The following is a 12,768-nucleotide window of genomic DNA, read 5'->3' as shown; positions in this document are numbered from 1 at the left end:
GAGGCATGGAGCGTTTCGATTACGTGATCGTCGGCGGCGGCTCGGCCGGATGCGTGCTCGCGCATCGGCTCTCGGCCGTGTCGTCGGTGCGGGTCGCGTTGATCGAGGCGGGCGTGGATACGCCACCGGGCGCCGAGCCTGCGGAGATTCTCGACAGTTATCCGATGCCGGTTTTCTGCGGCGATACGTATATCTGGCCCGATCTGAAAGCGCGTGCCACGCGGCAAACCGCGCCACGCGTCTATGAACAGGGCCGTGTAATGGGCGGCGGTTCGAGCATCAATGTGCAATCGGCCAACCGTGGCCTGCCGCGCGATTACGACGACTGGGCTGCGAACGGTGCGCCGGGCTGGGCCTGGCGGGACGTCCTGCCGTATTTCTGCAAGCTCGAATGCGACGAGAATTTTCCGCAAAGTGCCTTGCATGGCGGCGAGGGTCCGATAGCGATTCGCCGCATCATGCCGGAGGATTGGCCGCCGTTCTGTCATGCGTTTGCCGATGGCCTGCGTGCCAATGGCTTCCCTACCTTGCAGGATCAGAACGGCGAGTTCGGCGATGGACTGTTTCCAGGCGCCTTTTCGAACCGGCACGACAAGCGCGTGTCTGCGGCGACGGGCTATCTCGACGCGCCAACGCGCAAGCGGTCCAATCTGAGCATCTATGCGCAGTTACGCGTCGAGCGCATCGTGATGGATGGGGCAGCGGCGCAAGGAGTGATCGCGGTGGCAGAGAACGGCGAACGCCTGCGCTTCGATGCCGGTGAGGTTGTTTTGTGCGCCGGAGCATTGCAATCGCCCGCGCTGTTGATGCGTGCCGGAATCGGCGAGCAGGGCGCGCTGGCTTCGCTCGGCATTGAATGCGTAGTCAATCTGCCTGGCGTCGGCCGCAATCTGCAGGATCACCCGTCGCTGACGTTTTGCCATTTTCTCGAGCGCGGCTTCCGCATGCCGCTCGCGAGACGCCGGGCGAGTATGACGGCGGCCCGCTTTACCTCGGGCGTGGTGGATTGCGAGGCCTCCGACCTGTATCTGTCGAGCGCGACGCGTGCCGCGTGGCATGCGTTGGGTAACCGGCTCGGCCTGTTTTTCCTGTGGTGCAATCGTCCGTATTCGCGCGGTCATGTTCAACTGGTGTCGCCCGATCCGGCAGTCGCGCCGCACGTCGAGCTCAATTTGCTCGATGACGAGCGCGATCTCGCACGGCTCGCCGCGGGAGTGCGCATGCTGGCGAAAGTGGTCGCAGCGTCGGGACTGAGCCAGGATCAGCGCGACTTTTTCCCCGCTACTTTTTCGCCGCGTGTGAAGGCATTGAGCCGCGTCAGCAAAAGCAACGCCATGCTGACCTCGCTCGCCGGCCTGTTGCTCGACACACCTGCGCCGATCCGCCGTGTGCTGATTGAACGCTTCTTTTCCCGTGGCCAGCAGATGGCCGCGCTGCTCGCCGACGAGCACATGCTGCACGATTTCATTCGCGCCAACGTGTTCGGCGTGTGGCACGCAAGCGGCACCTGCCGCATGGGCGAGGCCGGCGAACGGAGCGCCGTCACCGATACCGAAGGCCGTGTACACGGCGCGCAACGATTGCGCGTCGTCGATGCGTCGCTGATGCCGCGCCTGCCGTCGGCCAATACGAACATTCCGACCATCATGATCGCCGAGAAGATTGCTGACGCGATGGTCATGAAGCGATGCCAGCGCGGAGAGCGGGTTACGGTCCCGACTGCGGTGTCGCCTTGCTGACTGATTTCTTTCACGCAACAAGAGCACGCATATCAAACGTGCCTGACACCGGTCCGCTCAAAAGAGAAACCGGTAACCTTCAAGGAGATGGAGATGTCCGTAGCCGCACAAAATGGAGCCGCCTTGCCCGCAGTCGACCAGAAACAGGTGATGGGCGCAGTGTTTGCCTCGTGTCTGGGATGGGCGCTCGACTTGTTCGACCTGTTCGTGCTGCTCTATGTGGCCCCGGTCGTGGGGCGGCTGTTCTTTCCGTCCGAACACGCAATGTTGTCGCTTGCCGCGGTCTATGCGTCGTTCGCGGTGACGCTGTTCATGCGGCCGCTCGGCTCGGCGTGGTTCGGCTCGTACGCTGACCGGCATGGTCGTAAAGGGGCAATGATCTTTGCAGTCGTCGGCGTCGGGCTGTCGACCGCGGCCTTCGGCCTCCTGCCGACCGTCGCCCAGGTGGGGATGATTGCGCCACTGCTGTTTGTCGTCCTGCGTCTCGTGCAGGGTGTGTTCGTGGGCGGCGTGGTCGCCTCGACGCATACCATCGGCACTGAGTCCGTGGCGCCGAGGTATCGCGGCGCGGTGTCGGGTCTGATTGGCGGTGGCGGAGCGGGGCTAGGCGCGTTGCTGGCTTCGCTCACCTTCCTTGCGATGTCGGCGTTGTTCCCGGGTGAGCAGTTCGATGTGTGGGGCTGGCGCTGCATGTTTTTCACCGGCATCATCAGTTCGATGCTCGGACTCTTTGTCTTCAACAGTCTCGAAGAGTCGCCGCTGTGGAAAAAGCTCGCGGCCGAGAAGGCCGCCAAAGCGGCTGCGATTGCTTCACGCGACGGCGTCAGCAACGCGCCCGCCGAGGTTGTGCGCTCGCCGCTGCGCACGTTATTTTCCAGGGACTACCGCTCGATCCTGTTCGTGAACCTGTCGCTGACCATCGGCGGTGGCAGCGGCTACTACCTGACCTCAGGCTATCTGCCGACCGTGCTGAAGGTGGTCAGCCACGTGCCGAATGGCTCGGCAGCTGCGATCCTGATGATCTCCAGCATCGGCGTCGTGATTGCGTCAGTCGCGGCTGGCCATCTCAGCACCTTCATCGGCCGCAAGAGCACATTCATATGGATTGGCCTGATCCGGCTGTTTGCGTTGCCCGCACTGTGCCTGCTGCTGCCCACCGCGCAGAGCATCACGATGATCGGCGTCTATGCGGTAGTGTTGAGCGCGCTCGGTAGCGCGGGCTATGCGCCGATCCTGATCTTCCTCAACGAACGGTTTCCGACAGCGATTCGCGCGACCGGCACGGGCCTCTCCTGGAACATTGGCTTTGCCATTGGCGGCATGATGCCGACCGCCGTGTCGCTTGTCGCCAAAGACGCAAGCGAGCTGCCGCTGACGCTGGCGATCTTCGTGGGCGTGATCAGCGTGATCTTCCTCGCCGGCGCGTTTGTCGTGCCTGAGACGCTCGGCAAGCTCGACAAAAATGCTTCCCGCGAAGCGGTTTAAGGCATGCTGAGGGCGTTGGGCGAGCGCCCATGAAGTACGTCAGCGCACAGACACACCGGTCGTCACCCGGCGAATCTCGTCTGTGATGATTTCGATCAGCGCGTGCGCTGCCGGACCGATAGGCCGCTTCGGATGGCTCACGCGAATGATGTGCCGCACGATCGGCGGCGAGACGATGGGATAGGCGCGCAGCAGGCCTTCGTCGACCTCGCGCTGCACGACGACACGCGGCAGGATCGTCGCCACCTGACTCTGCTCGACGAACTGCACAATCGTGCTCAGCAGGTCGATTTCGAACGTCGGCTTGATGACGATATCGGCCGCCATCAATTCCGCATCGAGCACGCCGCGCAGGCCGTTGCGCCGCGTCGGCAGCACCAGTTCGACGGCAGGTAGATGAGCGAGGTCGATTTCCGCGGGCAATTCGACGCCGTGCGCGGCGCTCGTCACGAACACCATCTCTTCGTCGAGCAGCGGCACCACATCGAGTGAGAGGCGCCCGCGCGGTTTGTTGATGATGGCCGCATCCAGCCGGCCCGCTTCAACGGCGTCGATCAACTGCGCGCTGAACCCGTCAGCCACCGAGACTTCCACTTGCGGAAACAGCGCGTTGAACTTCGCGAGCGATTCAGGCAAAACGCTTTGCGCCTCGGACGCGACCATGCCAAGCGAGACCCGGCCGGTGACGATCACATCGCGCTGGCTCAATTGCTCGCGTGCATGGTCGATGTCGCGCATGATCGGCGTATACAGGCGATACATGAGACGCGCCGCGTCGGTCGGCGTCATGCCGTGCGGGCCGCGTTCGAAGAGCTTCTGGTTCAGTTCCGCTTCAATCTTCGAGATTTGCATGCTGAGCGCGGGCTGCACCATATTCAGCCGCTTTGCCGCGCGCGTGACCGAGCCGTCCTCGAAGAGTGCAATGAAATATTGGATTTGCTTGAGATCCATAAGCCAGGAAGCGCAGCGTGTAGGGTTGAAGCTTCGAGTGTAATCGCTTACGTGCCCGCAGATACGTGGTAGGCGATGCATTGAGCGTACAGAGTGTCTCGAGCAAACGGCGCAGGATGTGTCCACTGGGCAGTGCTCACGACATTCAGCGACAACAATTTCGACGTTTGCCCGGCAAGCGAAACCTTTCTTCCTGAAGCGATCAAACTGGGTGGAGCAGGCTGTATCAGCGCGACAGCAAACGTGAATCCCTCGGTGTGGTCGGCCGCTCGGCGGCGCTGGTAGTCCCATTCGACTTCACCCTTCAGCGTCACGTGTCCGTCCCTGACGACCGCCTTGATGTCGTCCGCGGCATAAGGCAGCTCAGCCTTCAGTCCGGCAATGATCTCGCGCACGATTTCCGGATCGGGCCGTTTGTTGACTTCGAGAGTTCGTCCATGGTCCGGGCAAGAGCCAGCTCGAGCCGTGCCCACTCTTGCTCCAACCCGGGTAGCCCGAAGCGCACGCTGGGGATAGCCGAAAAATAGCGTGTCCAGATCCCTTGCCGGGCGAGCCCCTGGTGCAGTGCCTCTGCACGTGGATCCGGGAACCAGGCAAACAGGGGAGTGCTCAGTGCGACCAGGCCGTGAGCCTGCAGCAACGCTACAAGCCGTGCGCTTTCAGACGCAAGTAGCATACGCATCTGATGTTGCCACGCATGGTCGCGGAACGCGTGTGCCACTGCATGGCGGGCGGGTCCGTTGACGGTCCAGGCGCCGAGATGGAGGCGTAGCGCTGCAAGTAACTCGGGCCGGCCCAGCGCGAAGCCGCAACGCGCTCCGGCGAGTCCGAAGAATTTTCCCGGTGAGCGCAGGACCACGAGTCCCTCGCGATCGACATACGCTCCCATCGACGAGCATGTCTCCGCAGGCAGTGCGTCACCGAACGTTTCATCCACGATCAGCGTGCCGCCGACCGCCGAAAGTTGCGCATGCCACTGCAACAGACGGTGCGGGTCCACTTGCTTCGTTGTCGGATTGTTTGGCGTGACGACGACCGCGTGGTTAACGCCGCAGGGCAACACATCGTCGTCGATGTCGAGTGGCACGACGGTGTGGCCCGCGCGCTCGAACGCAGGGGCATATTCGCCATAGGTTAGCGGAGCAACGGCGGCGACTCCGCGCCGAAGCAGTTCGGGCAGCGCCCGGATGGCTGCCTGGCTACCTGCCACTGACGTTATATGGTCGGAACTCGGCGCGCCATAGTACCGCGCGGCATCGGCGAGCAGGCCATCGCCATCGTCGGGCAGGCGGCGCCATATCTCTGCAGGAATGGGCGGGACCGGATAGGCGTGCGGATTGATACCGGTCGACAGATCGAGCCACGCGTCAAAACTGATACCGTAGCGCCGGACGGCTTCGCGCAGATTGCCACCATGCACGATTGCGCCTGGGACGAGTGTAGGGTTGGGTGAAATCATGTCGTGATTGTATCGACAGGGGGGATGCACCGGTGGCAATGGGATAATCGTAGACCGTGTGATGCCTCTCGCACCTCTGCAAATTGCGTCGTGTGCCCCAACTCATCCATTTTTGATCGAGCCTCGGTTTCCTGATGACTGTTCCAAACGATTTCGCACCGGCTGTGCCTGGCGGCACGCTGATGATCCAGGGTACAACCTCCGATGCAGGCAAGAGCACGCTGGTCGCCGGTCTGTGCCGGCTGGTGTCGCGCCGCGGCGGACGGGTGGCGCCATTCAAGCCACAGAACATGGCGCTCAACAGCGCAGTCACGATCGATGGGGGCGAGATTGGCCGCGCACAGGCGCTGCAGGCGATTGCGGCCGGCATTCCCGCGCATACGGACCTGAACCCGGTGCTGCTCAAGCCGACCAGCGATCGTGGTGCGCAGGTGATCGTACATGGCAAAGCACGAATGAATCTTGATGCGCGCGCCTATCACGACTATAAACCGCTGGCCTTCAAGGCCGTGCTCGAATCTTACGCACGCCTGCAGAAGAAGTACGACACGATCCTGGTGGAAGGGGCGGGCAGCCCGGCGGAGATCAATCTGCGTGCGAACGATATCGCCAATATGGGCTTTGCTGAAGCGGTCGATTGCCCGGTGCTGTTGGTGGCCGATATCGATCGCGGCGGTGTGTTCGCGCATTTGCTCGGTACGCTCGAATGCCTGTCCGAATCCGAACGCGCAAGGGTCTGCGGTCTCGTCATCAACCGGTTTCGCGGCGATCCGGGCCTGCTGAAGCCTGGGCTTGACTGGCTGGAGGCGCGTACAGGCAAGCCGGTACTAGGGGTGGTGCCGTATCTGCACGGATTGGCGCTCGACGCCGAAGACATGCTGCCGCGTGTGGCGCATAGCGGTGCGGCCGATGCCGTGCAGTCTCTGCGGGTGGTCGTGCCGGCATTGCCACATATCAGCAATCACACGGATTTCGATGCGCTGCGCGCGCACCCGCAGGTCGATTTCAGCTATGCGCTCGCGGGTATTCCGCCGCCGCCCGCGGATCTGGTGATTTTGCCCGGCTCCAAAAATGTGCGTGGAGATCTGGCCTGGCTGCGCGACAACGGTTGGGAAGAAGTGCTGCGTCGGCATTTGCGTTATGGCGGCCGGGTGATCGGTATCTGCGGAGGCATGCAGATGCTCGGCCAATCACTGAGCGACCCTCACGGCGTGGAGGGCCAGCCGGGTACCACGAAGGGTCTCGGCTGGCTCGATTACGAGACCGTCATCACACGCGAGAAGATGCTCAGGAACGTCACGGGCGCCCTGACGCTGAGCGGTTCGCCGGACGTTTGCGGCTACGAGATTCACATGGGCGAAACCCACGGCCCCGCGCTTGCTGCGCCGGCTTTGTACCTCGTAGCGGACCAGTCGGACGGGGACGATACACGTCCCGATGGTGCAATGTCGGCTGACGGACAGATTCTCGCCACTTATGTGCACGGGCTGTTCGACACGCCGGCCTCCTGCAGTGCCTTGCTCGCGTGGGCGGGGCTGGCCGGTTCGCAAGCACTCGACTATCCGGCGTTGCGGGACGCGTCGCTCGACCGGCTCGCCGATACGCTCGAGGAGCACCTCGACCTGACTCGGGTGTTCGCCGCTATCGGCAAGCGTGCGGACGCGTCACGCTGACTCCAGCCGAGCCGGGTCAACTGAGCGCTTATTGCGCATGCAGATGCGCTTCGAGTTTGTCGTAGCCCTTGATCCGGTAAATCAGGAACGACAGGACCCACGAGACGATGAAGATGCCAATGATGACGAAGCCGAGGTTGTTGAAATTCTCGTTCAACGTATCGACGGTCTGCCAGAACAGGCCCTTCTGCCTGATCTGGTCGGCAATCATCCCCAGCGCCTCGATACCGCCTATCACGACCGCGACGAGCACAGAGACCAGCGTAATCGTGAGGTTGTAGTAAAGCTTGCGGATCGGTCGCACGAACGCCCATTCATAGGCACCAAGCATCAGGATCCCGTCGGTGGTGTCGATCAGTGTCATGCCTGCGGCGAAGAGTACCGGAAACACCAGCACGATCCAGATCGACAACCCTTGAGATGCCTGGTGTGCCGAGATGCCGAGCAGGCTGACTTCGGTCGCGGTATCGAAACCCAGGCCGAACAGAAAGCCGAGCGGCAACATCCACAATGAGTTCGATACAAGCTTGAACAGCGGCCGGAACATCCGTGCGAGCAAGCCGCGACTGTTGAGCAGGAGGTCGAGATCGTCCTGATCGTACGGCTCACCACGCTTTACTTTCTTGAACGCCCGCCATACGCCGCGTAGGATGATCAGGTTCATGGCCGCGATCAAAAACAGGAAGATCGCTGAGACGCTGGTCGAGATCACGCCGCCGACGTTTTGCCAGGATTCGAACCGGCTTTCGAGCGCAGAGGCCGTAGCAGCAACCGCTGCCGCTACCAGCAAAACCACGGCCGAGTGACCGATCGCAAAGAAGAAACCGACCGTGACGGGCCGTCGGCCATCCTGCATCAGTTTGCGTGTGACGTTATCGATGGCGGCGATGTGATCGGCATCGACTGCATGGCGCAATCCGAAGCCGTAGGCGACCAGGCCGGTGCCCAGCAACAGCGGGTGACCGTGGAAGGCTATGAAGGCCCAGATCCAGCTGCCGACGTTGAATAAAGCGAGGACGCTGTAGATGGCAATCAGCCGATAGCGCAATGCGTCAGTTGGAACTGACCTTGAGTACGTGATGGACATGCAAGAATCCTGAGGTTCGGGCTGTCCTTACAGCAGGTATCCATTCGCGCAAACGGATACTTGGCGACTCGGACATCCCCGTCCGATCCGGCTGAGCAGACCTCGGTCGATGGCAGGTCTCCTGACTCGCACGTCACAATCCGGCACCGACCTTCCCGGTTGCCCAGTGGTCAAGCATGGTGTGGACTCGGCGCTTACAGTTGCGGGGGCAGTCGCAGACTTGAGCAGAGCGCTCTCACTGCGTTCCCGTTTAATCCCGGTGAGGGGAACCATCAAGGCGCAAGAGTACAGAAGGCTGCCGGAGGGCGTCAATCTCCGCTTGAATAGCGGTTCGGACGGAGGAATCTTTCCCTTTCCAACGATTTTTGTTCAGAACGCCTCGCCGCGGAACAAGGCGGCGGCGAATACCGGATTCGACGGCCAGTAAGCGTGCATGTAGGTTGCGACGATTGCACCGTGCCGATAGAGGGCTTCCCCGCTGGTTGCGCCTTGCGGCCGAACCGCGGTCGTAACCGGTGCGAGCGGCGTGTTCAGCTTCGAATAGTGGAACGTGTGTCCGGTCATGACGCCGTGTCGTCCTTCGATCTGTTGCATGGCCAGTGCCGCGAAGCGGGTCTGCATGCTGGCCTCGCCGGGCAGCAGGCCGAGCATCGGGGTAGAGGCACCGTGCACGTCGATCAGTCGGTCTAGCAGATAGAGCATGCCGCCACATTCGGCGATCAACGGTTTGCCGGCTGCGGCGTGTGCGTGAATCGAGCCGGCACTGCATTTCCGGTCCGTCAGGGTCCGGGCATGGAGTTCCGGGTAACCGCCGGGGAGATAGAGGGCGTCGGCAGCCTGAGGTACCGGTTCATTGGCGAGCGGCGAGAAATACGCGAGTCTGGCGCCGAGTGCTTCGAGCAGTGCGAGATTGGCTGGGTAGATAAAGGAAAAGGCCGCGTCCTTTGCAATTGCGATCAGCCTGCCGTCGAGCAGGCGTGGTAGGCTGTTACGCGGTGGCGCCTCGAAGTCGATGGCCGGTGGCAGTTCGGCCAGCGGCGTCGCGGCGAGCGCATCGGCAACCTGGTTGAGGCGTGCATCGAGATCCGCGATTTCTGCGGCCTGGTGCAAACCGAGGTGCCGGTCCGGCAATTCGATCGAGTCGTTGCTGTTCAGATGGCCGCACCAGCGCAGCGAGGCCGGTAATGCCTCTTCAAGCAGTTTCGCATGATAGGGCGAGCCGACCCGGTTCGCGAGCACACCGTAAAAAGGCACCTGCGGCTGGAATTGAGCGAGACCGAAGGCCAATGCGCCGAAGGTCTGGGCCATGGATTTCGCTGCGATCACCGCCAATACCGGTATGCCGAAGGCGCTGGCCAGATCGGCACTACTCGGCTGGCCGTCGTACAGCCCCATGACCCCTTCGACCAGGATCAGATCGGCGTCGCCTGCCGCTTCGGCCAGCAGTGTACGGCAGCCGGCTTCGCCGACCATCCAGAGGTCGAGCGAAAACACCGCCGCACCGCTCGCGTGCGCGAGGATAGTCGGGTCGATAAAGTCCGGACCGGTCTTGAACACGCGCACACGTCGTCCGAGGCGGCTGTGGTAGCGGGCCAACCCTGCCGTGACGGTGGTCTTGCCCTGACCCGAAGCCGGGGCGCTGATGAACAGCGCTGGACAGGCGGCCATGGCTTAGAACTCGACGCCGCGCTGCGCTTTGACGTGTTGCTCGCGGTATGGGTGTTTGACGATGCGCATCTCGGTGACGAGGTCTGCGGCCTCGATCAGTCCTTCAGGCGCATGCCGCCCGGTGACCACCACATGGAGCATGTCCGGACGCTTGCTAAAGACGTCCAGCACTTCATCGAGCGGCAGATACTCGTACTTGAGTACGGTATTGAGTTCGTCGAGAATCACCATCTGATATTCGCCGCTTTCGATCATCCGGCAGGCTTCGCTCCAGCCTTTGCGTGCCGTCGCAATGTCGGCTTCCCGATCCTGCGTGTTCCAGGTATAGCCGTCGCCCATCGTGACGAAATCGCAGTTTGGCAGACTGCCCAGGAAATCGCGCTCCGAGGTATGCAGTGCACCCTTGATGAATTGCACGACACCGAGGCGCATGCCGTGTCCGAGCACGCGCACGGCCATGCCGAAAGCCGCTGTGCTTTTGCCCTTGCCCGTGCCCGTATTGACGATCAACAGTCCTTTTTCGATGGTGGCCTGCGCCTGTTTCTTTTCATGTCCTTCGCGGCGGCGTTGGGTCATGCGCAGATGCGATTCCGTATCGGTTTTCATGCAGTCAGGTCCTGGTGGTTGGGTTCAATCGGCGCGCCCCGGGCGCCTGCGTACAGAATTCGGCCAGGCAGGCAATGGCCACGGTGACGCCAGGCGAAGCCGTTTTGCCGGCAACGAGGCTGCCGCCGGGCGCTCCCAGCAGCGCGCAAGGTTCGCAGATGCCGTCGACGCCGAAGCGGGCCTGTACCGCTTTCGAGGCCGTTGCGCGAAGCATGCCGCCCGGGCAGGCGGCGATCGCTTCACGGCTGAAGCTATGCAACATTAGCGCATGACGGGCACAGAATGTCAGGAGGCCGGGTTCTCGCGCCTTTGAATCGATGGTCGAGATCGAGGCGATCGATTCAAAGGCGTTGGCCCCTTGCACGCCCAGTTTGCCAAGCGTCGCGAGCACAGCGGCCTCGATCGCCTCGGCCGAAACTTGCTGCCGACAGCCAATGCCGATGCTGAATTGCTTCATGTTGTGTCGTAACCGTCCGCTCGGGCCGTAAGCATATGGCGTGTCGGTTTGCAGATATCTGGCGCGCTACAATACACGCGTTGGCGGCCGCTCGCCAGCGTCGCTTCTTGACGCTGCCTCGCGGTGCAGCCTAAACTCGTCCCACTCTGGTGCCCGCCGACGCGTTATCGCGCCGGCAGTTAAACGGGAAACAGGACGCTTGCCGCGCTAGCGCGAGCCCAACCTGTGCTGCCCCCGCAACGGTTCAGCGAAAGCGTCGCTTAGGCGATGCGAAGCCGGCTCCATGTCCGCGACCAGGATCGCGGGCAATCAACCACTGCGCGAAAGATTCGCGTGGGAAGGTGGAGCGGTGCGTTCGCCAGCCCGGATACCGGCCAGAGAAGAGGTGTTGGCGCTGCGGGGATGCAGCTGGCCATCCACGCCTTCATCGCGTTCCTCTGTTGCGACCGCAACGTTCCGTATCGTCCCCACGTCCTGTTTACGTCCTGCGCCAGACGCTACCGCTCGCGTCTGGTCTGAAGCGAGTGCCCGACGAGCTGGCTTGTTTAATAACGGAGTGATCATGCAGAACCCCATGCGCAAGATCCCTGTGACTGTCGTCACGGGCTTTCTTGGGAGTGGCAAAACCACCTTGCTGCGCCATATTCTTCAAAACGCGAACGATTTGCGGATTGCTGTCATCGTGAACGAGTTCGGCGAGCTCGGCATCGACGGCGAAATTTTGCGTGGTTGCGGAATCGGCTGCGACGAAGAAGGCCGCGAACAGGCCGGCCAGCTCTATGAGCTCGCCAACGGCTGTCTGTGCTGCACCGTGCAGGAAGAGTTTTTCCCGGTGATGGAGCAACTGGTCGAACGCCGTGGCGAAATTGACCACGTTCTGATCGAAACCTCGGGACTGGCGCTGCCGAAACCGCTGGTCCAGGCGTTCAACTGGCCTTCGATCCGCAACAGCTTCACCGTCGACGCGGTGGTGACCGTGGTGGACGGCCCTGCCGCAGCAAGCGGACAGTTCGCCGACGACCCGCAGGCCGTGGATGAGCAGCGCCGAGCCGATCCCAATCTCGATCACGAATCGCCGTTGCACGAGCTGTTCGAAGACCAGCTCGGCTCGGCCGATCTCGTGATCCTGAACAAGACCGACCTGCTCGACGAGGCACAGCAGGCTGCCGTGGAAGCGGAGATTCGCGAGGAGTTGCCGCCCCAGGTCAAGATCGTGCGCGCCCAGCGAGGGCAGCTGGATCTGCACGGCCTGCTGGGTTTGCAGGCGGCGTCCGAAACCACGATTCATCTGCGCCACGATCATCATGGCTCGGCCGACGATCCCGATCATCACCACGACGAATTCGATTCCGTGATCGTTGAAGCGCCCGCTGCATCGCGCGAAACGATCATCGCGGCGCTGCAGGGTTTGACGGAGCAGCACACGATCTACCGCGTCAAGGGTTTTGCAGCGCTGCCAGGCACACCAATGCGCCTCGTGATCCAGGGCGTGGGCCGGCGCTTCGACAGCTATTTCGACCGGCGCTGGCGCGAAGACGAAGCACGGGCCAACCGGTTCGTGCTGATCGGCGAAGATCTCGATCAACCTGTGCTGCAACGCGCGCTGAGCGCCGCGTTGGCTGCCCAGGCCCAGCAGTCCTGAT

At 62.3% G+C, this 12,768-nt stretch carries 11 protein-coding genes and 2 riboswitches; of the genes, 4 read left to right on the top strand and 7 right to left on the bottom strand.

Annotated features, from left to right (window positions below; all coding sequences use genetic code 11):
* Positions 1-5: 5 nt before the first annotated feature.
* Together P3T17_RS22605 and P3T17_RS22600 are read left to right on the top strand one after the other, a co-directional pair.
* Entirely contained in the window at positions 6-1,739 is a 1,734-nt protein-coding gene (locus tag P3T17_RS22605; RefSeq protein ID WP_429408961.1) for a GMC family oxidoreductase, read from the top strand.
* Positions 1,740-1,832: 93 nt separating this feature from the next.
* Positions 1,833-3,224, top strand: a complete 1,392-nt coding sequence (locus tag P3T17_RS22600; protein WP_429408960.1) for an MFS transporter — start codon at positions 1,833-1,835, stop codon at positions 3,222-3,224.
* 39 nt (positions 3,225-3,263) lie between these two features.
* On the opposite strand, the gene P3T17_RS22595 is transcribed toward P3T17_RS22600, so the two are convergent.
* From P3T17_RS22595 to cobD, 3 genes are read right to left on the bottom strand one after another with little or no spacing between them, the layout of a single operon-like run.
* Positions 3,264-4,175 carry a LysR family transcriptional regulator gene (locus tag P3T17_RS22595; RefSeq protein ID WP_429408959.1) on the bottom strand — a complete coding sequence of 304 codons (912 nt, stop codon included), beginning with the start codon at positions 4,173-4,175 and terminating at the stop codon, positions 3,264-3,266.
* A 47-nt stretch (positions 4,176-4,222) separates the two neighbouring features.
* On the bottom strand, positions 4,223-4,570 hold the full coding sequence (locus tag P3T17_RS22590) for a BON domain-containing protein (protein WP_429408958.1): 348 nt from the start codon (positions 4,568-4,570) through the stop codon (positions 4,223-4,225).
* Positions 4,546-5,634 (bottom strand): threonine-phosphate decarboxylase CobD, encoded by a 1,089-nt coding sequence (gene cobD, locus P3T17_RS22585; RefSeq protein WP_429408957.1) that lies wholly within the window; start codon positions 5,632-5,634, stop codon positions 4,546-4,548. The genes P3T17_RS22590 and cobD overlap by 25 nt, the downstream gene beginning before the upstream one ends.
* Before the next feature lie 134 nt (positions 5,635-5,768).
* On the opposite strand from cobD, the gene P3T17_RS22580 reads away from it, so the two are divergent.
* Positions 5,769-7,307, top strand: a complete 1,539-nt coding sequence (locus tag P3T17_RS22580) for a cobyric acid synthase (RefSeq protein WP_429408956.1) — start codon at positions 5,769-5,771, stop codon at positions 7,305-7,307.
* A gap of 28 nt (positions 7,308-7,335) precedes the next feature.
* Here the strand turns inward: P3T17_RS22580 and P3T17_RS22575 are convergent, their stop codons facing one another.
* The 4 genes from P3T17_RS22575 to P3T17_RS22560 all read right to left on the bottom strand — a co-directional run bounded on the left by P3T17_RS22575 (position 7,336) and on the right by P3T17_RS22560 (position 11,125).
* Entirely contained in the window at positions 7,336-8,394 is a 1,059-nt protein-coding gene (locus P3T17_RS22575; protein WP_429408955.1) for a HoxN/HupN/NixA family nickel/cobalt transporter, read from the bottom strand.
* 94 nt (positions 8,395-8,488) lie between these two features.
* Positions 8,489-8,683, bottom strand: a riboswitch (cobalamin riboswitch).
* A gap of 80 nt (positions 8,684-8,763) precedes the next feature.
* Positions 8,764-10,062, bottom strand: a complete 1,299-nt coding sequence (locus tag P3T17_RS22570; protein ID WP_429408954.1) for a cobyrinate a,c-diamide synthase — start codon at positions 10,060-10,062, stop codon at positions 8,764-8,766.
* A gap of 3 nt (positions 10,063-10,065) precedes the next feature.
* Complete coding sequence (gene cobO, locus P3T17_RS22565; protein ID WP_074267799.1) at positions 10,066-10,668, bottom strand: cob(I)yrinic acid a,c-diamide adenosyltransferase; 603 nt, start codon at positions 10,666-10,668, stop codon at positions 10,066-10,068.
* Between the two features lie 4 nt (positions 10,669-10,672).
* Positions 10,673-11,125 (bottom strand): cobalamin biosynthesis protein, encoded by a 453-nt coding sequence (locus P3T17_RS22560; protein WP_074267800.1) that lies wholly within the window; start codon positions 11,123-11,125, stop codon positions 10,673-10,675.
* 130 nt (positions 11,126-11,255) lie between these two features.
* Positions 11,256-11,518: riboswitch (cobalamin riboswitch) on the top strand.
* Positions 11,519-11,687: 169 nt separating this feature from the next.
* Between P3T17_RS22560 and cobW the strand changes: the two genes are divergently transcribed.
* Positions 11,688-12,767: a cobalamin biosynthesis protein CobW gene (gene cobW / locus P3T17_RS22555; RefSeq protein ID WP_429408953.1), complete on the top strand. Its 1,080-nt coding sequence runs from the start codon at positions 11,688-11,690 to the stop codon at positions 12,765-12,767.
* Position 12,768: the final 1 nt, after the last annotated feature.

The sequence above is a fragment of the Paraburkholderia sp. GAS82 genome (assembly GCF_050436285.1).
Taxonomy (GTDB): Bacteria; Pseudomonadota; Gammaproteobacteria; order Burkholderiales; family Burkholderiaceae; genus Paraburkholderia; species Paraburkholderia phenazinium_B.
Note: the sequence above shows the minus strand (reverse complement) of the source record. Positions and strands in the feature narration are given on the sequence as shown.